Source organism: Campylobacter sp. BCW_4319, assembly GCF_001764435.1.
In the GTDB taxonomy this organism is placed as follows: domain Bacteria; phylum Campylobacterota; class Campylobacteria; order Campylobacterales; family Campylobacteraceae; genus Campylobacter_D; species Campylobacter_D jejuni.
This window is the reverse complement of record NZ_MKAQ01000001.1, coordinates 23360-47823: the sequence shown is the minus strand read 5'-3', so window position 1 is coordinate 47823 and position 24464 is coordinate 23360. Positions and strand designations below refer to the sequence as shown.

Here is a 24464-nt window from a genome sequence, read left to right as displayed (position 1 = left end):
AAAGGTTTTATTATGGCGTTTAAAAATTTAAAAGAACTTTCTTTTGAAAAATCAAATTATATTAAGCCTAAGAGATTTGCTTATGAAAGTAATGGTAGGCTTTGCACTTGGGATTTTATAGAATCTAAAGATAGTGTTTCAGTGCTTTTGTATCATAAAGAATTAGAAAGTTTTATTTTTGTACGCCAATTTCGTATACCACTTTGGTATCATCAAATGCATGATAAAGATTATGTAAAAGATGATGATATGGGCTATACTATAGAGCTTTGTTCTGGGCTTGTGGATAAAAAATTATCTTTAGAGGAAATAGCAAAAGAAGAATGTATAGAAGAACTAGGATATGCTCCTAAAAATTTAGAAAAAATAGGAGATTTTTATACAGGGTTTGGTTCAGGTGTAAGCAAGCAAAGCTTTTATTTCGTAGAAGTTGATGAAAAAGATAAAATTTCTTCTGGAGGTGGAGTTGATGATGAAGAGATTGAAGCTGTTTATGTTAAGGTGCAGGATTTTGAAAAAAAATGTAAAAATATGATAAGAACGCCTTTGCTTGATTTTGCTTATATGTGGTTTTTAAAGGAAAAGTGGGGAAAATTAAAGATTATTTAGGTTAAACCTTAAAAAGGTTCAACCTAGGATTTTAATGATCTGACTCATCAAGCATTTCTTTAAATACATTGAAAAGATCAAGCGATGCATTTTCAGCAACTTCGCATTTATTAATTATGCTATGTTGAGTAATATCTTTGCTAATATCTTCTGTATTTGCTATTGTTATAGCATTATTCATATTTTCATGAACTTTTTCATGTGGCTCGTTAATTTTTAAGAAGCTTTTATTTTGCCCAAATCTTTCTTTTCCTGTGCTAGCAAGCCATTTTCCTAAGCGACAAGATGTATGATCGGCTAATTGCTTTCCTGATTTGGAAAAAATTTCTTTATAACCATTTAATTTAAAAGCTATATGATCTAGTTTTGCTAAAGATACGAAAGCTTCTGAAGCGATACCAACTGCATTTGAATTAGTAGAATGCGCTTCATTTACTAAGTGAGTAAATTTTTCGGAAAAACTCATAATATGAGCATTAGAATCTATAGAAATTTTTTCAACTTGCTCACTTTGAGTATACATTTCATTTGCATTTTGCTTTAGAAGGTTGATATTCATTTCAACTTCTGTGGTTGCTTTTTGTGTTTTTTCAGCTAGTTTTCTTACTTCATCGGCAACAACAGCAAAACCACGCCCATGTTCACCTGCACGTGCAGCTTCTATGGCAGCGTTAAGAGCTAAAAGATTGGTTTGATCGGAAACATCTTTAATTAGATTAATTACATTAGTAATTTCATCTACACTTCTATGCAATGTTCCTGCAACATCTCTTGTTTTATTGGCTGATTCTGTAATATCCCCTAAGGAAGCATTGATAGAATTAGCAATATGGTTAAGTTCATCCATTTCAGCAAGAGAAGTTTTAGAATAGCTAGAGATAACTTCTGCCTTATTTACATTTTCTAACATATCGCCTTGAACAATAGTAATATTTTTTAAAACCCCAGTTAATAAAACATTTAAAAGATCTGTTTTAAGTTTAGACTCTAAAGCCGCTTGTTCTAATGATGTAATTTTATTTTTTAATTCTAAATTTTCCGATTGAAATTTTTCAATTTTATGTGCAAGATTTTTATTTTCTTCTTCAAGTTTTTGAAGATCAGAATGGTTTATTTTACTTCCAAACATTGTTTTGCCTTATTTTTTATAATTTGCTAGATATTGGCTAAGTTCATCTTTTACATGAAGCTTTTCTTTTTTTAAGGTTGAAATTTCCATGCTGCTAAGAGAAGTTCTACCTTCTTCTGCATCTTTAATCATGTCATCAAGTTCATTATGACGATCAAATAGTTTATCAAAATGAGCATCTTTACCTTTTAGCTCTGACATTAATTCTCTATATTCATGTAGCATAAACTCTCCTTGTATTAGTGAAATTTAAAATTCATTTAACAAGGTATTTTACACTATTAAAAGATATTTTTGGCTTAAAAAATAATAAAATTAATAATAATTTTTAAATGTGTTATATAAGTGATTTATTAAAGTTTATTTTTAAATTGGAAATTTTAAAATTGAGGAATAAATCCTCAAAATTATTTAGAATTTTGTTTTTTTAGAGTTCTTAGAGTAGAAGCTGCGATTCTCATTTTTCTCGTGGTGCCATCTTCTAAAGTTACACGAACTGTTCTGAGATTAGGTAAAAAGCGTCTTTTTGTTTTATTGTTAGCATGGCTGACATTATTACCCACCATTGGACCCTTGCCTGTGATTTGACATACTCTTGCCATTTTCTTGTCCTTATGAAAATTTTTAAATGGAGATTTTATCAAAATTAAGCTTAAAATATTCCATAATTTATAGTTTTTTTAATATATAAGTCGATAAAATATTATTTATCACATTTATATATAGTTTAAGGTTTTGATCATGTATGTAGCTCCAAGTTTATTGTCTGCAAATTTTTTAAAATTAGAAGAAGAAGTTAAAGCTATTGAAGCTGCAGGTGCAGATCTTTTACATATTGATGTAATGGATGGACACTTTGTTCCAAATTTGACTTTTGGACCTTGCGTGATCGAAAAAATTTCAACTATTAGTAAGTTGCCATTAGATGTGCATTTGATGGTTAAAGATGTAAGTAAATTTATAGATCTTTTTATCCCTTTGAAACCAAAATTTATTTCTTTTCATATAGAAAGCGAAGTTCATCCTATAAGACTTTGTGAATATATAAGAAGTCAAGGAATCCATCCTGCTATTGTTTTAAATCCACACACTTCTATTGATTCTATTAAACACATGCTAGAATTTGTAGATATGGTACTTTTAATGAGTGTTAATCCTGGATTTGGTGGACAAAAATTTTTACCTTTGGTACATGAAAAAATCAAAGAATTGCGCCAAATGATTGATAAAAAAAATGCTAAAGTTTTTATAGAGGTTGATGGTGGTGTTAATGGTTTAAATGCTAGCGATTTAGAAGAATCCGGAGCTGATATTTTGGTGGCTGGAAGTTATATTTTTTCTTCTAATGATTATAAAACTGCAATTTCATCTTTAAAGCTTGAATTTTGAGTTTACAGCAAATTGATCAGATTATTTCTATATTAAATAAGCAAAGCAAGCCTTATGATTGGGTGATGCAAGAGTTTGCCAAAGTTGAAGAATTAAAAAATTTTGATTTAGATTTGGAAACTTTTGAGCTTTTGGGTTTGGGTTTAACTTTGAATAAAGATAATATTTTTACCCTTAAAACACGCACAACAAAAATTAAAGATGAAATTTTTTGCATAGTAGATATAGAAAGTACTGGTGGTGTAAGTAAGGGGGAAATTTTAGAAATTGGAGCAGTAAAAATTCAAAATTCTAAAGAAATTGCACGCTTTCAAAGTTTTGTTAAAGTAAAAGAAATTCCAGAAAATATAACCGAACTTACGGGTATTACTTATGAGATGGTGGAAAATGCTCCAAGTTTAGCAAAGGTTTTAAGTGATTTTAGGCTTTTTTTAAAAGACAGTATTTTTGTAGCGCATAATGTGCGTTTTGATTATAGTTTTATTTCTAGGGCTTTAAATGAGTGTGGTTTTGGCATTTTGCTTAATCGTCGTATTTGCACTATAGAATTTGCACAATGTTGTATAGAAAGTCCAAAATATAAACTAGAGGTTTTGAAAGAATTTCTGGGCGTGGAAAATACGCATCATAGGGCCTTAGATGATGCTTTAGCAGCTGCTGAAATTTTTAAATATTGCCTTGGAAAACTTCCTTATCATATAAAAACTACAGAAGAACTTATAAATTTTACAAAGACTGCACGCATAAAGCAAAAATAAATATTTAAAGTGTATAATTAAAACATAAATGACGGGAGCTTGTGTAACAGGCTGAGAGTAAGCTAAAAGCTTAGACCGAACCGGATCTGGATAATACCAGCGTCGGGAAGATTTATAAATTTCAATACTTTAAAAATTTATACTCACCCTTCATTTATCCAAATTTTTTAAAGGATAAATTTATGAAAACTCAAATGAATTATGCCAAAGAAGGTATTTTTACTAAAGAAATGCAGATTGTTGCGCAAAAAGAAAATTTAAGTAAAGATTTTTTGCTTGAAAATATTGCTTGCGGTAAAATTATTATCCCTGCAAATATTAATCATAAAAGTCTTGATCCAAATGGTATAGGTTTTGGACTGCGTACTAAGGTTAATGTAAATTTAGGAGTTTCAAATGATTGCGTTGATTATAGCGAGGAAATGAAAAAAGTAGAGCTTGCTCATAAATTTGGCATAGAAGCGATTATGGACTTAAGCAATTATGGCAAAACAAGTCGTTTTAGAGACGAGCTTGTTAATGTTTCAAAAGCTATGATAGGAACAGTTCCTGTATATGATGCGGTAGGATTTTTAGAAAAAGATTTAAAGCAAATTAATGCCAAAGACTTTTTAGATGTTGTATATCATCATGCTAAAAGTGGGGTTGATTTTATGACAATTCATGCAGGTATTAATTCTCGCGCAGCGCATATTTTTAAACAAAGTAAAAGACTTACAAATATAGTTTCAAGAGGAGGCTCTGTACTTTATGCTTGGATGATGATGAAAGATGCTGAAAATCCTTTTTTTGAGTATTATGATGATTTGCTTGACATTTGTTTAAAATATGATGTAACTTTATCTTTGGGCGATGCTTTGCGTCCTGGCTCTACTCACGATGCAAGTGATGGGGCGCAAATTTCAGAACTTATAGAATTATCACTCCTTACTCAAAGGGCTTGGGATGTTGGGATTCAAGTAATGATAGAAGGTCCAGGGCATATGGCTATTAATGAAATAGAGGCAAATATGCAATTAGAAAAGCGTTTATGTAAAGGAGCGCCTTTTTATGTCTTAGGACCTTTGGTAATAGATATTGGCGCAGGGTATGATCATATTAGTGGTGCTATTGGAGGAGCTGTGGCTGCAGCTAGCGGTGCTGATATGCTGTGTTATGTAACACCTGCTGAACACTTAAGACTTCCAAATTTAGAAGATGTTAGAGAGGGTATAGTTGCGACTAAAATTGCAGCTCATGCAGGAGATATAGCTAAACTTCCAAAAGAAAGAGCAAGAGATGATGAGATGAGTAAGGCTAGGCAAGAGATAGATTGGGAGAAAATGTTTAAACTTGCTATTGATGGAGAAAAGGCCAAAAAAATGTTTAATGAGCGTCGTCCTGATGATTTAAACTCATGTTCTATGTGTGGAAAAATGTGTGCAATGAATACTATGAATCAAATTTTAAAAGGCGAAGATGTGAGTTTAGCTTGAATAAACTTTGAGAGTAAGATCTATAGAGATACCTTGCTCTCCTGCTTTAAGATTAAGTGGATAATCAAGCTTGATTAAGTTATTATAGTTTTTTAGAGCATCAATAAAATCATAAAGCCTTCTAGGATTGTTCATTGTCGCTTTAATGGCTAAGCGGTTTTTTAGATATTTTTCTTGTTTTTCGGGCTTAGTTTCTTGAATTTTTACATTTTGAAAATATTTTTGTAAAAAAATATCAAAATTTCCTATATTAAAATTTTGCTCAAATTGCTCTAAACTTTTGTTGTTTTCGCTTCTTAGAGTTGATATTTTATCTTCACTAAAGTCAAATTTTAATTTAGCGGCCTTTAAGATAGCAAGTTGTGAGTTTTCTCTAAGATTTGCTTGTTTATAATTTTTTAATGTCGGTAAAAGTAAAAATAAGATCAAGGCTGTGCAAACGCTTATAAAACTTAACGCGCAAATGATAAGCTTTAATAAATCAATTTCTTCTAGACTTTTATCTTTCATCTGCAACTCCTGGAATTTGTTTACTAATACTAACAAAACGATACCACCCATTATCTAAGCGATAATAGGTTGTATAGCTTTGATCAAAGATGCTTTTTAAAGGGGTTTCTAAAAGTAGAGTAAACATTTCTCTTGTAGGAGTGACTCCGATAAGCTTTAAGGAATATTCGTCTTGTTCAACACTTTCAAGAGTAATGTTATCAGTTTTTACAATAATATCAAATAGATTTCTTAAGCTTTCTTTAACAATTTGATTTTGAGTGTTAAAATTTTTCGCTATTTGGCTTTGATCAAATAAAATTTCATAAAGCATTTCATTTTGCTTAGTTTGATTTTGAAGCACTATAACTTGTTGTTTTTCATTATTGATAGAGCTATTGATTAATGCAATTTTTATTGTATATGTAAAATATACTAGCAAGATAAATGATATACTAAAACCAAAAAGTCCTAGCCAAATTTTATCAAAGAGTGTGAAAATAGGCTTTTTTCTTGGTTGTATGAAGCTATAAGTCATTTAAGCTCCTTTTGCATCAATTCTATCATAAGATCTAAGGTGTTGATTTGTTTGGTTTTTATCTCTAAAAAAGTTTCACTTTCTAAAAAATCAATAGCACTTATGTTAATATCTGATTCGCTATATAATAAAATACCATTGATAAATACCCCAGCATATTTATCATCATTATAAAATTTTTCAATGCTCGTAATAATATAACGGCAAAGTTCCATATCATTGCTAAATTGATTTAATTCATCAAGATTAAAATTATCATTATTATCCAAAGTTTCAAGATTATTTTCTTGATCAAGTAGATCAAATTTATTATTTAAGGCTTCATTGAAGTTATCTAAGGTAACTTCAGTATCATCGTTGTTGTTTTCAATTTCTTGATTATCTTCCGATGGAAGTTCAAGCTCTAAACCTAATTCTTGCTCAAATATTTTAAAATCACCGTATAAAATAGTATTGCCTTTAGCAACAATAATTGCCAAAAGATGTCCTTGTTTAAATCCATAAAGTAAAATTTGATCATCAGGCTGTTTTTCTTTTTGCATATTGTAGTAAAGAAGAGCAAAAGGGGAATATAAAAAATCTAAACCTCTATATTCTTCAAAAAGCTCGCTATAATATTCTACATGTTCGGTAGCCGTATAAACAAGGGCATTATTAAACAAAATATGCTGTAAGCTGATTTTTCCTATATTAAAGTGCTCACAATCTTGAATATTTGTACTAGGTATTAATCCTTGTTCTTTGGCATCTAAAAATAAAGCAGTGTGGTAAAATAAGAAATGCTTGCTTAAATTTTTTACGTATTCTAATAAATTTTCGCTTTTATCAAAAGTTTTTTCATTGCTACTGATTAGTTTATTTCCTCTATAAATAGAAGCTTTTACAATATTTTTTTTATCTTCTAAAATAATACTAATAAAAAGTTGTGGAAATATTTTTTTAAGTAAAAATAACATTTCATTCCTTAAATTGATCAGCTAAGCTAATTTTATCAAATTGTTCCATTAGAAATTCTTTAGCTTTTTCTTTATCTAAAGATAAAATATCCAAAGGTTCACTTAGACTATAAGTAATCCTACTAAAAGGTTTTGGCATGATCATCTTATCCCAACTTTTAAATTCCCAAAAACGATTTGCTTCATAGTTTAAAATTCTTATCTTTAGTTCTTTTTTTTGAGCCAAAATGATAGACCCATCTGAAATACTATGATAAGGCCCTCGTGGACCATCGGGCGTGATAACTATATCGTCATTTTGTTCTAAAACTTTAAATGCAGCTCTAAGTGCACTGCTAGCACCCCTTGAAGTGCTTCCTCTTACAGTATCAAGACCGAAAAGCTTGATGATTTTTGCAATTTGCTCTCCATCTTTATGGTGAGAGATCATGACATAGGCTTTTTTATTTTTTTGCCTATAATGTCTAAACGCAAAAGGCATAAGTGCTAATTTTCCATGCCAAAAAAGTATCACACCAGCTTTACGGTCAACTTTTTCACCTTTATAGTGCTTTTTACAGCTTAAAAAAATAAGCCATTGCAAGATGAAAATTATATATGTTAAGCAATGGATTTTAAACGATTTCCCCATATAAAACCATACGCTTTGCATTAGTTATTTTTACTTCTTTAAATTGCCCTAAAAGTTCTTCGCTACCTTCAACTTGAACTAAAAAGTTATTATCTGTTCTTCCAGCAATGCTATTGCCTGCTCTTAATTCTTCAAATAAAACTTTAAAAGTTTTATTTTCTTGTTTTTTTACAATTTTATCTAAAATTTCACTATGACGATTTTGTAAGGTGCTAAGTCTTCTTGAAGCTATTTCTTCATCGATTTGATTAGGCATGGTTGCGGCTTTTGTTAAAGGGCGTTTGGAGTATTTAAAAGAAAAAATTTGTTCAAAACGCACTTTTTCCAAAACATCTACAGTCTCTTCAAAATCTTTTTCACTTTCCCCTGGAAAAGCTACAATAATGTCTGTAGAAATGCTAACATTTGGACAAAGTTCTCTAAGTTTTAAAGCTCTATTTAAATACCATTCTTTAGTATAGCCACGCTTCATAGCTTTTAAAATTTCACTTGAGCCGCTTTGTAAAGGCATATGCATGGATTTGCAAACTTTTGGATTATTGGCAAAAACTTCTAAAAATTTATCATCCATGTGCAAAGGATGTGGACTTGTAAAGCGAATGCGTTCCAAACCTTCTATAGTGCTAAGTTCTTCTAAAAGATCTGAAAAGTCCATTTTTTTATGTTCGTTTCTAAATCTTTTGCCATAGTTATTGACATTTTGTCCTAGCAAGAAAATCTCTTTAGCGCCTTTTTCAATAGCTTTTTGAGCTTCTTTGTAGATGATGTTAAAAGGTATGGAAATTTCATCTCCTCTAGTATGTGGCACTATACAATAAGTGCAGTGTTTATCACAACCTATGGAGATATTAATATAGGATTTATAAATACTATTTCTAAAATCTGCAAAAGCAAATTCACTTTCATCATAGTCTATATCCACGCCCATAAATTTTGGAGTTTTTATAGCTTGAGTGATTTTGGAAATATTTCTTGCCCCTAGAACAAAATCCACATAAGGAGCACGTTTGAAAATTTCATTTCCCAAATGTGATGCAGTGCATCCACAAACTCCTATTTTAGCACCTTCTTTTTTAACTTTTTCAAAGCCACCCACTTCTGAGAAAAGTTTATGCACAGGTTTTTCACGCACTGAACAGGTATTAATAAGAATAAGATCTGCTTCTTTGATATCTTCTGTTAGTGCGTAATTTTCTTTTTGTGTTAATTCTGCGATCATATGCTCAGAATCTCTGACATTCATCGCACAACCTAAAGTTTGGATAAAAAGTTTTTTAGCACTCAAAGAATATGTACCTCATACATAAAATCATTATCATCAAGTCCGTATTTTACGGTTCTATGATAAATGCTTACTCCTTTTTTTTCAAAATGATTTACAAGGGCAATGAGTTGTTTGTGTGTATTATCTTTATCAAAATAAAAAAACTTTTGTCCTTCTTTTTCTATAGCCTCTTCGATTTTTTCTAGGCTAATATTTTTAGGTTTTTCATTAATCAAAGTTCTTGCCAATTTTAATTCCATAGCTAAATCCTTAAGAATTTTCATTTTAATCTATAATTTTAGCAAATTTTACTTTTAATTAAACTTATTAAGGATATAATTTTTATCTACATTATTTAAATTTCCCACAAAAAAGGTTTTATAAAATATGGAAAAGATAGCAGATATTATCGAATCTATTGCTAATGAAAAAAATTTAAACTTAGAGAATGTAAGAGAAAAGGTAGCTACCGCTTTAATCAATACTGCAAAAAGAATTTATGGACAAGAATATGAGTTTTTTGTGGATCCTAAAAATTTAAATCTTTATCAAAAAATTACCATAGTAGCAGATAATGACGAGAGATTGCAAAATAAAAGTGAGAGTTTTATCGCGTTAAGTAAGGCAAAATCAGAAGCTCCAGATGTTGAAATAGGAGATGAATTAACCTATGAATGTTCTTTGGAAAATTTAGGAAGAACTGCGGTAAATACCTTGCATAAAGAACTTGAATATCATATACAAAAATTATTAGAACAAACTATTTTTGAAAAGTATAAAAACAAAGTAGGGCAAATGGTTTTTGGTACAGTTGTTAGAGTGGATAATGAAGAAAATACTTTTATTGAAATAGATGAATTAAGAGCTTTTTTACCGAGAAAAAATCGCATTAAAGGGGAAAAGTTTAAAATAGGTGATGTGGTAAAAGCTGTGATACGCCGTGTTTATACAGATAAGGGTATTAAAATCGAGCTTAGTCGTACAAGTCCTAAATTTTTAGAATGTTTACTTGAAGCTGAGGTTCCAGAAATCAAAGATGGTTATGTCAATATTATAGGATGTGCTAGAATTCCAGGTGAAAGAGCAAAAATCATTCTTCAGGCCAATGGAACAAATATCGATCCTGTAGGAGCTACAGTAGGTGTTAAAGGTGTAAGAATTAATGCGGTAAGCAAAGAGCTTCATAATGAAAATATTGATTGTATAGAATTTACAAATGAGAGTGAAATTTTAATTTCTCGTGCCTTGGCTCCTGCTATTGTAAATTCTGTAAAAATTGAAGATAAAAAAGCTATTGTAAGTTTAAATAGCGAACAAAAAAGCAAAGCTATAGGAAAAAATGGTATTAATATTCGCCTTGCTTCTATGTTAAGTGGTTATGAAATAGAGCTCAATGAATTAAGCTCATCGCAGCTAAATAATGCCATCAGCAATGAAGAAGCAATGAAAAATCTTCAAGATTTGTTTAAAATTTAAAATATTTGTGAATTTTCACAAATATTTTTTATAAAACCACTTCCAATAAAATGCCGCAAAGATAAAAATCATACCCAATAAGCCTGTAATTAGTTCTAAACTCAAGCCTATTTCAAATAAAAAGCCCATAAGCATTGAAATAATAGCGCTAAAACTAAGATAAATCATATCTGTATAAGCGATCACTCTACCATGATATTCTTTGTCGGCATTTTTTTGTATCATAGTGTAGGTGTAAGCCCAAAGCGCTGAGGTAAAAAAACCTGCACCGATTAAACCTAAAAAAGAAATATAAAAATTAAATTGAGTTAAAGCCCAAAGTATAATACCCAAGCCTTGACCAAGATACATGTAAAATAAATTTTTATCATTAATAAATTTGCTTAAAACCATAGGTCCTATAGCTAAAGAACAAGCACGTACTGCATTTAAAAACCCTATTACTAAAGCAGCAGATAAAACTTCTTTATATTGATGTTGCGCTAAAAGCGTAACCAAGGTTTCATAAGCAGTTAAACCTATAAAAGCGTGAAGCAAGATAAGATGAAAAATTATCTTATTGTTTAAAACATAGAAAAATCCTTCTTTTATCATGGTAAAAAAGCGACTTTGTGTTTTTTGATGAAAATCAGGAATGCTTAATCTTACTAAAAAAGAAATGCCTATGAGTATAAGTATACAGTCAAATAGAAAAGTGGTTTTAACTCCTAGAAAATAAATAAAAATTCCCGCACTTGCCATACCTGCTGTATAAGAAATCGCCCAAATGACACTGTGCATTTCATTAGCGAGTTTAAGTTCTTGAGGAGTTAAAATTTTGGCCAATAAACTCATTTCAGCTTGAAAATAAATCGAAGCAACACAAAGTCTTATGAAAATTAAAATAAATAAAAGCCAAAGCATACTAAGACTTGTGACAAAAATAAGACAAAAAATAGAAATTAATTCTATGCTAATCATACTGAGTAAAAGTTTTTTAGGTTTATTTTTCTCTACTATGACGCCATTAATAGGAGCAAGTAAAACTCCAGGTAAAAAAGCAAGCATAGCACTTGTAGCTGTTGCCCAAGTAGGAGCATTAAGTTCGACTAAAAGGGTAAAAACTCCCGTTTGAGAAAACCATGCTCCAAAATATACTATAAACTGAACCGAAGCTAATATTCTGATATTTTTATTATTTTTTAATAGTTCAATGTAATTCATAAGCGAAACTATAGCATAATTTATATTTTAAATGCTATAATTATTTTAATTATGTAAAAAACAAGGAAAAATTTTGAAAAGACTGGATAAAAAAGAAGCTTTAGATTTATTACACCATGCAAGTTTAACAGAACTTGGAGAAATGGCTTATAAAAGAAAATTAGAACTTCATCCTGAAAAAATCACCACTTTTGTTGTGGATAGAAATATTAATTATACCAATGTTTGTTGTATTGATTGTTCTTTTTGCGCTTTTTATCGCCATCATAAAGAAGATGATGCTTATATTTTAAGCTTTGAAGAGATAGGCAAAAAGATAGAAGAGCTTGAAGCTATCGGGGGAACACAAATTCTTTTTCAAGGCGGGGTGCATCCAAAATTAAAAATAGAATGGTATGAAGAATTAGTTTCTTGGATAAAAGAACATTATCCAAATATCACTGTGCATGGTTTTTCAGCAGTTGAGATCGCTTATATTGCAAAAGCATCTAAAATTTCAATCACTGAAGTGTTAAAAAGATTGCAAGCTAAAGGTTTATTTTCTATACCAGGAGCAGGTGCTGAGGTGCTAAGCGATAGGGTGCGTGATATTATCGCACCAAATAAATGTGATACAGCTACTTGGTTAGAAGTACATCGCCAAGCTCATAAAATTGGTATGAAAAGCACAGCTACTATGATGTTTGGAACGGTTGAAAATGATGAAGAAATCATCGATCATTTTGAGCATTTGAGAAAATTACAAGATGAAACAGGGGGATTTAGAGCTTTTATTTTATGGAGCTTTCAAAGTGATAATACTGCTTTAATCCAAAAACATCCAGAGATTATGAAACAAAGTTCTAACAAATATTTAAGACTTTTAGCTTTAGCAAGACTTTATTTAGATAATTTTAAAAATTTACAAAGTTCTTGGGTAACTCAAGGCTCACTTATAGGCCAGCTTGCTTTAAAATTTGGGGCCAATGATTTAGGCTCAACTATGATGGAAGAAAATGTAGTAAGTGCTGCAGGAGCAAGTTATAGAATGAATCAAGATGAGATGATAAGGCTGATTAGAAGTTTAGGCGAAAATCCAGCTAAACGCAATACCGCTTATGAAATTTTAGAAAGGTTTTAATGCAGTATTTAGAGAGTAGGGGTATTAAAATCCCTTTTATTTTTGAAAAAAATTCTGATTTTCCTATTGTTGTTTTAAAGCTTGTTTTTAGAAATTGTGCTAGAAGTTATGATGAAATAGCAGGCTTAGCTAAGATGTTTTCACGTATTTTAAATGAAGGCGTGGATGATAAATTTTTTAAGGATTTAGAATTTAGAGCGATAAATTTAGAGGCAAGTAGTGGTTTTGAAAGTTTGGAAATCAATCTTTCTTGCTTGAAAGAAAATTTTGATTTTGCTTTAAAGAGTTTAGAAAAATTGCTTTTAAAACCAAGAATAGAAGAAAAAACTTTGCAAAAATTAAAAATCAATGCCTTAGGTGAGCTCGCGAGTAAAAATAGTGATTTTGATTATTTAGCAAAAAATTTACTCAATGCTCAAATTTTTAAATGTAAAGAATTTCAAAGTCCAAATGATGGAGATGAAAAAAGTATAGAAACTTTGTCTTTAAAAGATTTGCAAAATTTTTATAAAAATTTTATCCATCTTAGTGATTTGGTTGTGATTTTAGGAGGAGATTTAGAAGAAAAACAAGCCAAGGAAGATCTTTTAAAACTCTTATCAAAACTTCAAATAGGCAAAAAAAATACTCCAAAAAAATATGAGTTAGGCAAAAACATCAAAGATGAAATTTTGGTACGCCCAGAAAGTGAACAAGCTTATATTTATTTTGCTACGCCTTTTTTTGCTGATTTTAAAGATAAGGATTTATATCTTGCAAAAATTGCCTTATTTGTGCTAGGGCAAGGAGGATTTGGTTCAAGGATTATGGAAGAAATTCGTGTTAAAAGAGGTCTTGCATACTCAGCTTATGCTATGCTTGATATGAATATGTCTTTTTCTAGAGTTTTTGGATATTTACAAACTAAAAATGAAAGCGCTAAAGAAGCTAAAAAAATCGTAAAAGAGCTTTTTGAAGATTTTATAAAAAATGGCATGACTCAAAATGAACTTGATCAAGCTAAAAATTTTCTCATAGGATCAACTCCTTTGCGTTATGAAAGCTTAAGCAAGCGTTTATCTATGTCTTTTAACGAATTTTATCAAGGTTTAAATTTGGGATATTATAAAGAAGAGTTAAAACTTATGGAAAAGGTTAAACTTGAAACCATAAATGCTTATATTAAAAAACATCAAGAGCTTTTAAATATAAGTTTTGCAAGCATACAAAATGAAAATTAAAGAAAGTGATTTTGAATTTTTTAAAAAATTAAAAATTAGAAGTGCTATTGATTTAGCGCTTCTTTTACCTAAAAAAATTGAAAATTTAAATCCAAGTAAAAATCCTAAAGAAAATGAAATTTGTACCCAAAAAATCACTATAAAAAGCGTTAGTTCAAGAAAAAATCAACTTTTTGGTTTAGGTTTTTGTGAGGAATGGCAAGAAAATATTTCTTTTGTGTTTTTTCATCCTAGAGCTTGGCATTTTGGTATTTGTAAGGTAGGAAAAGAGCTTATTTTTAATGCTAAACTCTCGCATTTTAATCACACTTGGCAATTTAACAATCCTAAAATTTTAACTTCTTTTGAGGGTTTTAGTCCAAAGTATCAAATTTTAGGTTTAAAAGATACAAAAATTGCTGCTTTTATACATAAATATCTTAATTATGTAAATTTAAAAGAAAGTGGCATAGAGGATAAATATATACATTTTCTTTTAAATTTGCATGCTTATGATGAAAAAAGTTTTTTTATGTTTGAAAATTTGCAAAATTTTAGCAAAGATTTAAAATATATAGAAATATATAATTTTTTAAAGCGTTTAAAAGCTAAAAAAACGCATTTTAAAGCTCATCAAATCAATGTTTTTAATATAGCCAATTGGCTTAAAGATTTGCCTTTTTCTCTTACTAAAGATCAGCTTAATGCCTTAAAAGACATAGAAAAAGATTTACACTCAAAAGAAGCCAAAAGGCGTGTGATTATGGGTGATGTGGGGTGTGGTAAAACCTTGGTTTTACTTGGTGCGGCTTTGATGGTTTATCCTAAGCAAGCTATTTTAATGGCACCTACTAGTATTTTAGCGTATCAGCTTTATGAAGAGGCTAAGAAATTTTTACCTGATTTTATGAATATTTTGTTTATTAAAGGGGGTAAAAAAGAAAAAGATTTAGAACAAAATATCCAAAAAGCAAATCTTGTTATAGGCACTCATGCTCTAATTCATTTAGAAAGCCATAATGCCGTACTTGTAATGATAGACGAACAACATCGTTTTGGATCAGCTCAGCGTGAGAAAATTCATTCTTTAAATAAACAAGAATTTACCCCTCATTTTATACAGTTTTCAGCTACGCCTATTCCAAGAACTTTAAGCATGATACAATCTGAACTTTTAAATTTTAGCTTTATTAAACAAATGCCTTTTGAAAAAGATATTACAACTTATTGCATACAAAATGAAGGCTTTTCTAAGCTTAGCGAGAAGATCAAGGAAGAAATTGTTAAAAATCATCAAATTATCATTATTTATCCCTTAGTGAGTGCTAGTGATAAGATTCCTTATTTATCTTTAGAGCAGGCCAAAGAATATTGGCAGAGTCATTATGAAAAAGTTTTTGTAACTCATGGAAAAGATAAACAAAAAGATGAAATTTTAGAGCGTTTTAGAGATGAGGGAAATATTTTACTAAGCACTACAGTGGTGGAAGTAGGTATTTCTTTGCCAAGATTGAGCATGATAGTGATTGTAGGTGCAGAACGTTTAGGACTTGCTACCTTACATCAACTTCGTGGCCGTGTAGGTCGTGTAGGGCTTAAAAGTACTTGCTATCTTTATACTAAACTTAAAGAAATTCCGAGTCGTTTAAAAGAATTTGCTAGCACTTTAGATGGGTTTAAAATAGCAGAGCTTGATCTTAAAAATCGTTTGAGTGGAGATTTGCTCGATGGTTTTATGCAACATGGAAATGAGTTTAAATTTTTTGATTTTTCTAAGGATGAGGAGATTTTACAAAAGGTAAAAAAAGATTTGGCAAAAAAATTGCCAAATTAATGTCCACCATACTTATAAAGCATATTTTGAAAATGTGAGGCTATCATTTGTGCACGCTGTAAAATGACATTTTTCATTTCCTCATTATAAACTATATTTAAACTTTCTTCAAAAAGTTTTAGCCAAATTTCAAAAAACTCTTGAGGAAAAGGAGGTAGATCTAAGTGTTTTTTTAAGGGTTGCCCATTATAATCACCTTCGCCTAAAAGCATACCTGCCCAAAAATTTCCTATTTTTGCTTTATGATCTTTCCATTCTTCATCGCTTGTTCCAATAGCATTGTTAAAAATAGGACCTAAATCCTTATCTTTTCTAACTTTTTCATAAAATATTTCCATGAGTTTTGCTATGCTTTCTTGATTAATTGTTTCAAATTTCATATAAGCCTTTCTTAAATGTTAATTTTATGGCGTTAATATAGCAAAAATAAGATAAATTAAATTTAACATAAGTTAAGAATGGAAAATGTATATAATGAAAGATTATTTAGAACTTTTATCTAGTGTAGGAAAATTAAAAAAATTTCAAAAAAATAGTATTTTATTTTATGAGGGCGAAGAGGCTAAAAAATTTTTTATTTTACTCAAGGGAAAAATACGCATTTATAAAAGTACAGCAAGTGATAAAGAAATTACTTTGCATTATTTTAATCCTCCAAATTTTATAGCAGAAATGCCTGCTTTTAAAAAATTAAATTATCCTGCTAATGCTATATTTGAGGAAGATGGAGAAATTTTGGAAATTGATTTTATTAATTTTCAAAATTTATGCAGTGAAAATAAAGAATTCAATTTTTTACTTATCAGTTCACTTTTTGATAAAATTAAAATTTTAGAAAAGAAATTATCTCAAAATGCATTAGATTTAAGGACGAGATTATTAAAGTATCTTTTGGAAAATGAAAAAAATTTAGATACAATTTCACAAAAACAAATTGCAATTGATTTAAATGTTAGAGCACAATCTTTATCTCGAGTGTTAAAAGAACTTAAAATTTCAGAACTTATTGATACAAAAAAAGGTAGAATTGAAATTTTAAATAAAGATATGATCATGAAAGAACTTTGGTAAAAATTTAAGGTAGAGAATGGATTTTGATTTTATATTAGTTCAAGCTCCTGCTTTTTTAACGGCTGCTTGGCTTACGATAAAACTAAGCTTTTTTGGAATTATTTTTTCTTTGATAATAGGCTTGTTTTGCATTTTAATGAGTTATTTTAAAATAAAAATTTTAGAAAATATTTGCAAGCTTTATATAGAGTTTTCAAGAAATACGCCTTTATTAATTCAACTTTTTTTCTTATATTATGCTTTACCTAAATTTAATATACATTTAGAGCAAATTCCACCGCTTGATTTGATTTGCTTAAGCGTAGAAGAAACTTTAAGGCCTTCTTTTGCTTGTGCTATAGCAGGACTTAGTTTTTTAGGAGGTTCTTATATGGCTGAAAGTTTAAGAGCGGGATTTGAAGCCATAAGAAAACAGCAGTTTGAAGCGGGACTTTCTTTGGGTTTTTCAAAATTTGGAAATTTGCGTTATGTGATTTTGCCGCAAGCTTTGGCTATTTCTATGCCAAGTATTAGTGCTAATATTATATTTTTAATCAAAGAAACTTCAGTTGTTAGCATTATTGCCTTGCCAGATTTGGTGAATTTAATGAAGAGTTTAAATTCCTTAACCTATAAGACAGATGAGCTATTGTTTTTGTTGTTTATGGGATATTTATGCATTATTTTGCCTTTGTCTTTTATTTTGCTAAAGTTTGAAAAAAGGTTGCTTCATGCTTGAATTTTTAAATACCGATACGCTTTTAAGACTCTGGCAAGGGCTTTTTGTCACTCTTGAAATTTCATTTATCAGTATTATTATCACTTCGATAGGTGGGTTGTTTTTGGGAATTTTAATGAGTTTTAAAAATACCTATATCTATGCTTTTTGTCGTTTAGGTTTAGAATTTGTGCGTGTTATGCCACTTTTGGTATGGCTTTTTGTGGTGTATTTTGGTTTTCCTAGATGGTTTGGGTGGGATTTGAGTTCTGTAAGTGCAGCTATTATTGTTTTTAGCATTTGGGGTTGTTTTGAGATGATGGATTTGGTGCGTGTTTCCTTGCAGAGTATTCCAAAACATCAGTATGAAAGTGCATCATCTTTAGGTTTAAATACGGTGCAAAGTTTTGTTTATATTATTATTCCACAAGCTATGCGTCGTTTAACTCCTATGAGCATGAATTTACTTACTCGCATGATTAAAAGTACAACCTTTGCTTATTTAATCGGTGCGGTAGAGCTTGTAAAAGTAGGGCAACAAATTATAGAATTTCATAATAGAAATGATTTTGCACCTTTTATTATTTATGGTTTGATTTTTTTTATCTTTTTTATACTTTGTTATCCCATCACTTTATATTCAAGAAAATTAGAGAAAAAATGGAGCTAAAATGAGCATACTAAAAATAGAAAATTTACAAAAGTATTATGGTTCGCATCACGCCTTAAAAGATATTAATTTAGAAGTTAAGGCTAAAGAAGTTGTGGTGATTTTAGGTCCTAGTGGATGTGGAAAATCTACGCTTTTGCGTTGTATTAATGGGCTTGAAGAGATTGCAAGTGGTAATATTTATATTGATAATGAGAAAATAGATAAAGATTTTAAAGAATGGCCAAGAATGCGTCAAAAAGTTGGTATGGTTTTTCAATCTTATGAGCTTTTTGAGCATTTAAGTGTTGAAGAAAATATACTTTTAGGGCCTATGAAAGTGCAAAAAAGAAAGAAAGATGAGGTTTTAAAAGAGGCTAAAATTTGGCTCGAAAAGGTGGGGCTTTTGCATAAAATTCATGCTTATCCAAGAGAACTTAGCGGAGGACAAAAGCAAAGAATTGCCATAGTAAGAAGTTTATGTATGAATCCTGAGTTAATGCTTTTTGATGAGGTTACAGCAGCGTTGGATCCTGAGATTGTTAGAGAAGTTTTAGAAGTGATGTTAAATCTTGCAAAAGAGGGTATGACTATGCTTATTGTTACTCATGAAATGGGTTTTGCTAAAGCTGTAGCAGATAAAATTATTTTTATGGATGAAGGAAAAATCATCGAAGAAAATGATCCTAAAAGTTTTTTTGAAAATCCAAAAAGCGAAAGAGCAAAGAAATTTTTAAATTTGTTTGATTATCATAAATAGATAAAAATAATATTGGTTTATGATAATAAACTTTACAAGACTAAAATTTTATAGAAAAACTAAAAAAGTCTTGACAAAAATTTTTTTTTGAGTTATAATCTCACTTTTATTTTTGCTGGTTTAGCTCAGTTGGTAGAGCAGCTGCCTTGTAAGCAGCAGGTCGGGGGTTCAAGTCCCTTAACCAGCTCCATTTATTTTAGCAGTGTTTGACCAGAATATTGAAAAAGCAATATTTTTATGGTGAGTTACTCAAGTGGCCAACGAGGGCAGACTGTAAATCTGCTGGCTTTCGCCTTCCGTGGTTCGAATCCACGACTCACCACCATGCTTTGCGGGAGTAGCTCAGTTGGCTAGAGCATCAGCCTTCCAAGCTGAGGGTCGCGGGTTCGAGTCCCGTTTCCCGCTCCAATAATTTAAAAGAACTGGGAGCTGTATTTTAAAACCTTTAACTTACAGTATATATCCCATTTAAGAGTTTTTGTTGTCTGTTATTGTGTATAATTTTTCTGAGCGCTCGTATGGCTCAGAGGTAGAGCACTCCCTTGGTAAGGGAGAGGTCGCGGGTTCAATTCCCGCTATGAGCTCCATGAATTGAAAAAATTATATAGATATAAGACTTGCTTTGCTCAATTTATTTTTTATACGGAGGAAAAAAATGGCTAAAGAAAAATTTTCACGTAATAAGCCACACGTAAATATTGGTACTATTGGTCACGTTGACCATGGTAAAACTACTTTAACAGCTGCTATTTCTGCTGTTCTTTCTAGAAGAGGTTTAGCAGAGCTTAAAGATTATGATAATATCGATAATGCTCCAGAAGAAAAAGAGCGTGGTATTACTATTGCTACTTCTCATATTGAATATGAAACAGACAATCGTCACTATGCACACGTTGACTGCCCAGGTCACGCAGATTATGTTAAAAACATGATTACAGGTGCTGCACAAATGGATGGAGCGATCTTGGTTGTTTCTGCTGCAGATGGCCCTATGCCACAAACTAGAGAGCATATTCTTCTTTCTCGTCAAGTAGGCGTTCCATATATTGTTGTTTTTATGAATAAAGCAGATATGGTTGATGATGCTGAACTTTTAGAGTTAGTTGAAATGGAAATTAGAGAATTATTAAGCTCTTATGATTTCCCAGGCGATGATACACCTATTATTTCTGGTTCTGCTTTAAAAGCTCTTGAAGAAGCTAAAGCTGGACAAGATGGTGAATGGTCAGCAAAAATTATGGATCTTATGGCTGCAGTTGATAGCTATATTCCAACTCCAACTCGTGATACTGAAAAAGACTTCTTGATGCCAATAGAAGACGTTTTCTCAATTTCAGGTCGTGGTACTGTTGTTACAGGTAGAATTGAAAAAGGTGTTGTAAAAGTAGGTGATACTATCGAAATCGTTGGTATTAAAGATACTCAAACAACAACTGTAACAGGTGTTGAAATGTTCAGAAAAGAAATGGATCAAGGCGAAGCAGGAGATAACGTAGGTGTTCTTCTTCGTGGTACTAAAAAAGAAGAAGTTATCCGTGGTATGGTTCTTGCTAAACCAAAATCAATTACTCCACACACTGACTTCGAAGCTGAAGTTTATATCTTAAATAAAGATGAAGGTGGTAGACATACTCCATTCTTTAACAACTATAGACCACAGTTTTATGTAAGAACAACTGATGTTACAGGTTCGATTAAATTAGCTGATGGTGTTGAAATGGTTATGCCAGGTGAAAATGTGAGAATTACTGTAAGCTTGATCGCTCCAGTAGCACTTGAAGAAGGAACTCGTTTTGCTATTCGTGAAGGTGGTAAAACTGTTGGTTCAGGTGTTGTTTCTAAAATTATTAAATAATTTAATAAAGCCAAGTTAAAAGCTTGGCTTTAATTTTTTAAGGAAAATTGAAATGAGAATTAAAGTTGGTTTAAAGTGTGAAGAATGTGGTGATATTAATTATAGCACCTATAAAAATAGTAAAAATACTACTGAAAAATTAGAATTAAAAAAATATTGCCCAAGATTAAAAAAACATACACTTCACAAAGAAGTTAAGCTAAAAAGTTAAGCTTGCGCCCTTAGGGCAATAGCTCCAACGGTAGAGCGCCGGATTCCAAATCCGATGGTTGGGGGTTCGAATCCCTCTTGCCCTGCCATAATTAAGGTTTAAATAAATGGAAAAATTAATAACTTATTTTAAATTATCAAAAGCCGAATTAAGGAAAGTAATTTTTCCTTTAAAAGAACAGGTAAGAAATGCCTATATTACAGTTTTTGTGGTTGTTGCGGTGATTTCTTTGTTTTTGGCGTTAGTGGATTGGCTTATGTCCTCTATTGTTTCTGCGATCGTATAAGGAGAGTAAATGAGTACTCATAAATGGTATGCAATTCAAACTTATGCTGGCAGTGAAATGGCAGTTAAAAGAGCCATTGAAAATTTAGTAAAAGATAACGGAATTGAAGAACAACTTAAAGAAATTGTTGTTCCAACTGAAGATGTTATTGAATTTAAGAATGGAAAGGAGAAGATTAGCGAAAGAAGTTTGTATTCAGGATACGTTTTTGCACTTCTTGATTTAAATACAGAGCTTTGGCATCGCATTCAATCTCTTCCAAAGGTTGGTCGTTTTATTGGAGAATCCAAAAAGCCAACCCCTTTAACAGAAAAAGATATTAATTTGATTTTGGAAAAAGTTCACAATCGTGCAGCGCCTAAACCAAAGATTTCTTTTGAAGAAGGGGAAAATGTGAGAATCACAGAAGGGCCATTTGCAAACTTTACTGCAATTGTAGAAGAGTATGATATGGTTCGTGGTTTATTAAAATTAAATGTTTCTATTTTTGGACGTTCAACTCCAGTGGAGATCTTATATTCTCAAGTTGAGAAAATAATTTAATTTATATCAAGTAAGGAGATTTGTTATGGCTAAAAAAGTCGTAGGCGAAATTAAATTGCAAATTGCTGCCACAAAAGCAAACCCATCACCACCTGTTGGTCCTGCTTTGGGTCAGCAAGGTGTTAATATTATGGAGTTTTGTAAGGCTTTTAATGAAAGAACAAAAGATATGGCAGGTTTTAATATCCCTGTTGTTATCACTGTTTATGCAGATAAAAGTTTTACTTTTATTACAAAACAACCGCCAGCTACGGATTTGATCAAAAAAGCAGCTGGAATTTCTAAAGGTACGGATAATCCACTTAAAAATAAGGTGGGTAAGTTAACTCGTGCTCAAGTTTTAGAAATAGTAGATAAGAAAATTGCAGATTTAAATACTAAAGATAGAGATCAAGCTGCTAAAATTATTGCAGGTTCAGCTCGTTCTATGGGTGTTGAAATCGTAGATTAATCCTTTCACCGCCAAGGTAAAAGGCGGTAGCACTTTAAAATGCGGAGAAAATAAATGGCTAAGATAGCAAAAAGATTAAAAGAATTATCACAAAAAATTGATTCAAATAAAGAGTATGCTTTAAGCGATGCAATTGATACAATAAAGACTTTAAAGTCTGCTAAATTTGATGAGACTGTAGAAATTGCTTTAAAACTTAATGTTGATCCAAGACATGCAGATCAAATGGTAAGAGGATCTGTTGTTTTGCCTGCTGGAACGGGTAAAAAAGTTCGTGTTGCTGTAATTGCAAAAGACGCAAAAGCTGATGAAGCGAAAAATGCTGGTGCAGATATTGTGGGTAGCGATGATTTAGTAGAAGAAATTCAAAAAGGTAATATGAATTTTGATGTTTTGATTGCTACTCCAAATTTAATGGGACTTGTTGGTAAAGTTGGTAGAATTTTAGGGCCAAAAGGTTTAATGCCAAATCCTAAAACCGGAACAGTGACTATGGATGTTGCTCAAGCAGTTAATAATGCAAAAAGTGGTCAGGTAAATTTCCGTGTTGATAAGCAAGGAAATATCCATGCAGGTCTTGGTAAAGTAAGTTTTTCCAAAGAACAATTATGGGACAATGTTAGCACTTTTGTAAAGGCAATTAACAAACACAAACCTGCCGCAGCTAAAGGTAGATATATTAAAAATGCGGCTTTATCTTTGACAATGAGCCCTTCTGTAAAGCTTGAAACACAAGAATTGCTTGATATGAAATAAGAGTTGCTTTTTTGCAACTCTTTTGTTTTAAAATAAACATTTGAAAAAATTTTTGATTTTTTGAGATGTTTATTTTAGATTGAAGATAGTCGAGGCGTAAGCTTAATTGGATTTCCACTCTACTTGAAATCTCAATCGGAAAGGAGAAAATGTGACTAGAAGCGAAAAAGTTGAGATTATTGCTAAACTTGAAGAAGGTTTTAAAGCTAGTGAAGCTATTGTAGTTTGTAATTACAGAGGTCTTAGCACAAAAAAACTAGAAGAGCTTAGAAATAATGCAAGAGAAAACAATGTAAAAGTTCAAATTGTTAAAAATACTTTGGCTAACATTGCTCTTAACAATTCCGGTAAAACAGGTCTAGTTCTTAAAGATACAAATATTTATCTTTGGGGCGAAGATCAGCTAAGTGTTTCAAAAGTAGCTGCTAAATTTGAAGAAAATAATGATAAATTTGAAATCAAAACAGCTCATATTGAAGGCGAAGTTGCAGATGTTGCTAAGGTTAAAGCTCTTGCTAAAATGCCTTCACGCAATGAGTTGCTTGCTATGCTTTTGCAAGTTTGGAATGCGCCAATTACCAATTTCACAATAGGTTTAAATGCGCTTAAAAATAAAAAAGAATCTGAATAAATTAAATAAAAGGATAAAAAATGGCAATTTCTAAAGAAGATGTATTAGAATATATTTCAAATTTAAGTGTTCTTGAGTTATCAGAACTTGTAAAAGAATTTGAAGAAAAATTTGGTGTGTCTGCTGCTCCTGTAATGGTAGCTGGTGGTGCTGCAGCTGGTGGTGCTGCAGCTGCTGCTGAAGAAAAAACTGAATTTGATATCGTTTTAACTGATGGCGGTGCTAAAAAGATTGAAGTTATTAAAATCGTTCGTGCTCTTACAGGCCTTGGTCTTAAAGAAGCAAAAGATGCAGTTGAGCAAACTCCTTCAACTCTAAAAGAGGGTGTGGCTAAAGCTGAAGCTGAGGAAGCTAAAAAACAACTTGAAGAAGCTGGTGCTAAAGTAGAACTTAAGTAATTTTAAGCTTTAAAGTTTAGAAGAAGATTTGCCAAGGCAAGTCTTCTTTTTTTATTTTTACCTAATTTTTAGGTCTTCTTTTTTAA

The 24464-nt window shown here is 31.0% G+C and carries 30 protein-coding genes, 5 tRNA genes, 2 pseudogenes and 1 riboswitch; of the genes and pseudogenes, 25 read left to right on the top strand and 12 right to left on the bottom strand.

All coding sequences use genetic code 11. The features are described from left to right. Positions 1-12 precede the first annotated feature (12 nt). Positions 13-609 (top strand): NUDIX domain-containing protein, encoded by a 597-nt coding sequence (locus AJN56_RS00260; protein ID WP_002855131.1) that lies wholly within the window; start codon positions 13-15, stop codon positions 607-609. A gap of 31 nt (positions 610-640) precedes the next feature. On the opposite strand, the gene AJN56_RS08965 is transcribed toward AJN56_RS00260, so the two are convergent. The 4 genes and pseudogenes from AJN56_RS08965 to rpmB form a co-directional block, all read right to left on the bottom strand. Continuing rightward, the gene (locus AJN56_RS08965) at positions 641-1075 is read right to left on the bottom strand and encodes a CZB domain-containing protein (protein ID WP_370651196.1); all 435 of its coding nucleotides are present in this window, start codon (positions 1073-1075) and stop codon (positions 641-643) included. 3 nt (positions 1076-1078) lie between these two features. Next, positions 1079-1327, bottom strand: a pseudogene (locus AJN56_RS08960) (methyl-accepting chemotaxis protein); the annotation flags it as partial. Between the two features lie 420 nt (positions 1328-1747). Further along, a complete protein-coding gene (locus AJN56_RS00250; protein WP_002855201.1) occupies positions 1748-1963 on the bottom strand; it encodes a YdcH family protein in 216 nt (71 codons plus the stop codon). 182 nt (positions 1964-2145) lie between these two features. After that, on the bottom strand, positions 2146-2340 hold the full coding sequence (gene rpmB, locus AJN56_RS00245) for a 50S ribosomal protein L28 (protein ID WP_002854974.1): 195 nt from the start codon (positions 2338-2340) through the stop codon (positions 2146-2148). A gap of 139 nt (positions 2341-2479) precedes the next feature. On the opposite strand from rpmB, the gene rpe reads away from it, so the two are divergent. The 3 genes from rpe to thiC all read left to right on the top strand — a co-directional run bounded on the left by rpe (position 2480) and on the right by thiC (position 5360). Next, the gene (gene rpe / locus AJN56_RS00240) at positions 2480-3127 is read left to right on the top strand and encodes a ribulose-phosphate 3-epimerase (protein WP_002857466.1); all 648 of its coding nucleotides are present in this window, start codon (positions 2480-2482) and stop codon (positions 3125-3127) included. Continuing rightward, positions 3124-3885, top strand: coding sequence for a 3'-5' exonuclease (locus tag AJN56_RS00235; RefSeq protein WP_002857363.1), 762 nt, complete (start codon positions 3124-3126; stop codon positions 3883-3885). Before rpe ends, AJN56_RS00235 begins: the two co-directional genes overlap by 4 nt. A gap of 21 nt (positions 3886-3906) precedes the next feature. After that, a riboswitch (TPP riboswitch) is annotated at positions 3907-4011 on the top strand. Between the two features lie 56 nt (positions 4012-4067). Beyond that, positions 4068-5360: a phosphomethylpyrimidine synthase ThiC gene (thiC, locus tag AJN56_RS00230; protein WP_002868797.1), complete on the top strand. Its 1293-nt coding sequence runs from the start codon at positions 4068-4070 to the stop codon at positions 5358-5360. Here the strand turns inward: thiC and AJN56_RS00225 are convergent. The 6 genes from AJN56_RS00225 to AJN56_RS00200 are packed head-to-tail and all read right to left on the bottom strand — an operon-like array spanning position 5352 to position 9498. After that, a complete protein-coding gene (locus tag AJN56_RS00225) occupies positions 5352-5870 on the bottom strand; it encodes a hypothetical protein (protein WP_002867617.1) in 519 nt (172 codons plus the stop codon). The genes thiC and AJN56_RS00225 overlap by 9 nt on opposite strands. Beyond that, complete coding sequence (locus AJN56_RS00220; RefSeq protein WP_002868796.1) at positions 5860-6387, bottom strand: hypothetical protein; 528 nt, start codon at positions 6385-6387, stop codon at positions 5860-5862. Before AJN56_RS00220 ends, AJN56_RS00225 begins: the two co-directional genes overlap by 11 nt. Then, positions 6384-7343, bottom strand: coding sequence for a hypothetical protein (locus AJN56_RS00215; protein WP_002868795.1), 960 nt, complete (start codon positions 7341-7343; stop codon positions 6384-6386). Before AJN56_RS00215 ends, AJN56_RS00220 begins: the two co-directional genes overlap by 4 nt. A gap of 1 nt (position 7344) precedes the next feature. Next, entirely contained in the window at positions 7345-7974 is a 630-nt protein-coding gene (locus AJN56_RS00210) for a lysophospholipid acyltransferase family protein (RefSeq protein WP_002868794.1), read from the bottom strand. Beyond that, positions 7958-9259, bottom strand: a complete 1302-nt coding sequence (miaB, locus tag AJN56_RS00205; protein ID WP_002858634.1) for a tRNA (N6-isopentenyl adenosine(37)-C2)-methylthiotransferase MiaB — start codon at positions 9257-9259, stop codon at positions 7958-7960. Before miaB ends, AJN56_RS00210 begins: the two co-directional genes overlap by 17 nt. Then, positions 9256-9498 (bottom strand): HP0268 family nuclease, encoded by a 243-nt coding sequence (locus AJN56_RS00200; protein ID WP_002851103.1) that lies wholly within the window; start codon positions 9496-9498, stop codon positions 9256-9258. The genes miaB and AJN56_RS00200 overlap by 4 nt, the downstream gene beginning before the upstream one ends. 127 nt (positions 9499-9625) lie before the next feature. On the opposite strand from AJN56_RS00200, the gene nusA reads away from it, so the two are divergent. Further along, complete coding sequence (gene nusA / locus AJN56_RS00195) at positions 9626-10714, top strand: transcription termination factor NusA (protein ID WP_002858478.1); 1089 nt, start codon at positions 9626-9628, stop codon at positions 10712-10714. A 15-nt stretch (positions 10715-10729) separates the two neighbouring features. Here the strand turns inward: nusA and AJN56_RS00190 are convergent, their stop codons facing one another. Continuing rightward, positions 10730-11917: an MFS transporter gene (locus tag AJN56_RS00190; RefSeq protein WP_002868793.1), complete on the bottom strand. Its 1188-nt coding sequence runs from the start codon at positions 11915-11917 to the stop codon at positions 10730-10732. A 73-nt stretch (positions 11918-11990) separates the two neighbouring features. Here AJN56_RS00190 and AJN56_RS00185 point away from each other — a divergent pair, with 73 nt between their 5' ends. The 3 genes from AJN56_RS00185 to recG are packed head-to-tail and all read left to right on the top strand — an operon-like array spanning position 11991 to position 16070. Further along, on the top strand, positions 11991-13037 hold the full coding sequence (locus AJN56_RS00185; RefSeq protein WP_002868792.1) for a dehypoxanthine futalosine cyclase: 1047 nt from the start codon (positions 11991-11993) through the stop codon (positions 13035-13037). Then, positions 13037-14257 (top strand): M16 family metallopeptidase, encoded by a 1221-nt coding sequence (locus AJN56_RS00180; RefSeq protein ID WP_002858609.1) that lies wholly within the window; start codon positions 13037-13039, stop codon positions 14255-14257. Before AJN56_RS00185 ends, AJN56_RS00180 begins: the two co-directional genes overlap by 1 nt. After that, positions 14247-16070: an ATP-dependent DNA helicase RecG gene (recG, locus tag AJN56_RS00175; RefSeq protein WP_002868791.1), complete on the top strand. Its 1824-nt coding sequence runs from the start codon at positions 14247-14249 to the stop codon at positions 16068-16070. The genes AJN56_RS00180 and recG overlap by 11 nt, the downstream gene beginning before the upstream one ends. Here recG and ctb read toward each other — a convergent pair. Beyond that, on the bottom strand, positions 16067-16450 hold the full coding sequence (gene ctb / locus AJN56_RS00170; protein WP_002868790.1) for a truncated hemoglobin Ctb: 384 nt from the start codon (positions 16448-16450) through the stop codon (positions 16067-16069). The genes recG and ctb overlap by 4 nt on opposite strands. Before the next feature lie 94 nt (positions 16451-16544). On the opposite strand from ctb, the gene nssR reads away from it, so the two are divergent. The 17 genes and pseudogenes from nssR to rplL all read left to right on the top strand — a co-directional run bounded on the left by nssR (position 16545) and on the right by rplL (position 24378). Continuing rightward, positions 16545-17141 (top strand): nitrosative stress-sensitive transcriptional regulator NssR, encoded by a 597-nt coding sequence (nssR, locus tag AJN56_RS00165; RefSeq protein WP_002868789.1) that lies wholly within the window; start codon positions 16545-16547, stop codon positions 17139-17141. 16 nt (positions 17142-17157) lie between these two features. Then, positions 17158-17859, top strand: a complete 702-nt coding sequence (locus AJN56_RS00160; protein ID WP_002854841.1) for an amino acid ABC transporter permease — start codon at positions 17158-17160, stop codon at positions 17857-17859. After that, positions 17852-18508, top strand: coding sequence for an amino acid ABC transporter permease (locus tag AJN56_RS00155; protein ID WP_002855264.1), 657 nt, complete (start codon positions 17852-17854; stop codon positions 18506-18508). The genes AJN56_RS00160 and AJN56_RS00155 overlap by 8 nt, the downstream gene beginning before the upstream one ends. Before the next feature lies 1 nt (position 18509). Further along, positions 18510-19270 (top strand): annotated as a pseudogene (locus AJN56_RS00150) (amino acid ABC transporter ATP-binding protein). Positions 19271-19361: 91 nt separating this feature from the next. After that, positions 19362-19437 (top strand) — tRNA-Thr (locus tag AJN56_RS00145). Between the two features lie 49 nt (positions 19438-19486). Beyond that, positions 19487-19572, top strand: a tRNA-Tyr gene (locus tag AJN56_RS00140). A gap of 6 nt (positions 19573-19578) precedes the next feature. Beyond that, positions 19579-19655: transfer RNA gene (locus tag AJN56_RS00135), tRNA-Gly, on the top strand. Positions 19656-19759: 104 nt separating this feature from the next. Further along, positions 19760-19834 (top strand) — tRNA-Thr (locus AJN56_RS00130). 68 nt (positions 19835-19902) lie between these two features. Further along, positions 19903-21102 carry an elongation factor Tu gene (gene tuf / locus AJN56_RS00125; protein WP_002855271.1) on the top strand — a complete coding sequence of 400 codons (1200 nt, stop codon included), beginning with the start codon at positions 19903-19905 and terminating at the stop codon, positions 21100-21102. A gap of 52 nt (positions 21103-21154) precedes the next feature. Continuing rightward, a complete protein-coding gene (gene rpmG, locus AJN56_RS00120) occupies positions 21155-21313 on the top strand; it encodes a 50S ribosomal protein L33 (RefSeq protein ID WP_002793551.1) in 159 nt (52 codons plus the stop codon). 12 nt (positions 21314-21325) lie between these two features. After that, a tRNA-Trp gene (locus AJN56_RS00115) sits at positions 21326-21401 on the top strand. An 18-nt stretch (positions 21402-21419) separates the two neighbouring features. Beyond that, entirely contained in the window at positions 21420-21599 is a 180-nt protein-coding gene (secE, locus tag AJN56_RS00110) for a preprotein translocase subunit SecE (RefSeq protein WP_002854985.1), read from the top strand. A 9-nt stretch (positions 21600-21608) separates the two neighbouring features. Then, a complete protein-coding gene (gene nusG, locus AJN56_RS00105; protein ID WP_002851098.1) occupies positions 21609-22142 on the top strand; it encodes a transcription termination/antitermination protein NusG in 534 nt (177 codons plus the stop codon). Between the two features lie 25 nt (positions 22143-22167). Continuing rightward, positions 22168-22593, top strand: coding sequence for a 50S ribosomal protein L11 (gene rplK / locus AJN56_RS00100; protein ID WP_002779452.1), 426 nt, complete (start codon positions 22168-22170; stop codon positions 22591-22593). Between the two features lie 54 nt (positions 22594-22647). Beyond that, positions 22648-23349, top strand: coding sequence for a 50S ribosomal protein L1 (rplA, locus tag AJN56_RS00095; RefSeq protein WP_002854928.1), 702 nt, complete (start codon positions 22648-22650; stop codon positions 23347-23349). Between the two features lie 151 nt (positions 23350-23500). Next, positions 23501-23980, top strand: coding sequence for a 50S ribosomal protein L10 (gene rplJ, locus AJN56_RS00090; protein ID WP_002858610.1), 480 nt, complete (start codon positions 23501-23503; stop codon positions 23978-23980). A gap of 20 nt (positions 23981-24000) precedes the next feature. Continuing rightward, positions 24001-24378, top strand: a complete 378-nt coding sequence (gene rplL / locus AJN56_RS00085; protein WP_002854820.1) for a 50S ribosomal protein L7/L12 — start codon at positions 24001-24003, stop codon at positions 24376-24378. The last annotated feature ends 86 nt before the right edge of the window (positions 24379-24464 follow it).

Bases quoted from the DNA above. Each gene is read 5' to 3' on its own strand.
- recG (WP_002868791.1), top strand. From the start codon at position 14,247: ATGAAAATTAAAGAAAGTGATTTTGAATTTTTTAAAAAATTAAAAATT.
- rplK (WP_002779452.1), top strand. From the start codon at position 22,168: ATGGCTAAAAAAGTCGTAGGCGAAATTAAATTGCAAATTGCTGCCACA.
- AJN56_RS00160 (WP_002854841.1), top strand. From the start codon at position 17,158: ATGGATTTTGATTTTATATTAGTTCAAGCTCCTGCTTTTTTAACGGCT.
- AJN56_RS00210 (WP_002868794.1), bottom strand. From the start codon at position 7,974: ATGGGGAAATCGTTTAAAATCCATTGCTTAACATATATAATTTTCATC.
- rpe (WP_002857466.1), top strand. From the start codon at position 2,480: ATGTATGTAGCTCCAAGTTTATTGTCTGCAAATTTTTTAAAATTAGAA.
- secE (WP_002854985.1), top strand. From the start codon at position 21,420: ATGGAAAAATTAATAACTTATTTTAAATTATCAAAAGCCGAATTAAGG.
- AJN56_RS00225 (WP_002867617.1), bottom strand. From the start codon at position 5,870: ATGAAAGATAAAAGTCTAGAAGAAATTGATTTATTAAAGCTTATCATT.
- rplL (WP_002854820.1), top strand. From the start codon at position 24,001: ATGGCAATTTCTAAAGAAGATGTATTAGAATATATTTCAAATTTAAGT.
- rpmB (WP_002854974.1), bottom strand. From the start codon at position 2,340: ATGGCAAGAGTATGTCAAATCACAGGCAAGGGTCCAATGGTGGGTAAT.
- nusA (WP_002858478.1), top strand. From the start codon at position 9,626: ATGGAAAAGATAGCAGATATTATCGAATCTATTGCTAATGAAAAAAAT.
- thiC (WP_002868797.1), top strand. From the start codon at position 4,068: ATGAAAACTCAAATGAATTATGCCAAAGAAGGTATTTTTACTAAAGAA.
- AJN56_RS00250 (WP_002855201.1), bottom strand. From the start codon at position 1,963: ATGCTACATGAATATAGAGAATTAATGTCAGAGCTAAAAGGTAAAGAT.
- AJN56_RS00260 (WP_002855131.1), top strand. From the start codon at position 13: ATGGCGTTTAAAAATTTAAAAGAACTTTCTTTTGAAAAATCAAATTAT.
- AJN56_RS00180 (WP_002858609.1), top strand. From the start codon at position 13,037: ATGCAGTATTTAGAGAGTAGGGGTATTAAAATCCCTTTTATTTTTGAA.
- rpmG (WP_002793551.1), top strand. From the start codon at position 21,155: ATGAGAATTAAAGTTGGTTTAAAGTGTGAAGAATGTGGTGATATTAAT.
- ctb (WP_002868790.1), bottom strand. From the start codon at position 16,450: ATGAAATTTGAAACAATTAATCAAGAAAGCATAGCAAAACTCATGGAA.
- AJN56_RS00155 (WP_002855264.1), top strand. From the start codon at position 17,852: ATGCTTGAATTTTTAAATACCGATACGCTTTTAAGACTCTGGCAAGGG.
- AJN56_RS00190 (WP_002868793.1), bottom strand. From the start codon at position 11,917: ATGAATTACATTGAACTATTAAAAAATAATAAAAATATCAGAATATTA.
- AJN56_RS00200 (WP_002851103.1), bottom strand. From the start codon at position 9,498: ATGGAATTAAAATTGGCAAGAACTTTGATTAATGAAAAACCTAAAAAT.
- AJN56_RS08965 (WP_370651196.1), bottom strand. From the start codon at position 1,075: ATGAGTTTTTCCGAAAAATTTACTCACTTAGTAAATGAAGCGCATTCT.
- nusG (WP_002851098.1), top strand. From the start codon at position 21,609: ATGAGTACTCATAAATGGTATGCAATTCAAACTTATGCTGGCAGTGAA.
- AJN56_RS00220 (WP_002868796.1), bottom strand. From the start codon at position 6,387: ATGACTTATAGCTTCATACAACCAAGAAAAAAGCCTATTTTCACACTC.
- rplA (WP_002854928.1), top strand. From the start codon at position 22,648: ATGGCTAAGATAGCAAAAAGATTAAAAGAATTATCACAAAAAATTGAT.
- nssR (WP_002868789.1), top strand. From the start codon at position 16,545: ATGAAAGATTATTTAGAACTTTTATCTAGTGTAGGAAAATTAAAAAAA.
- AJN56_RS00215 (WP_002868795.1), bottom strand. From the start codon at position 7,343: ATGTTATTTTTACTTAAAAAAATATTTCCACAACTTTTTATTAGTATT.
- tuf (WP_002855271.1), top strand. From the start codon at position 19,903: ATGGCTAAAGAAAAATTTTCACGTAATAAGCCACACGTAAATATTGGT.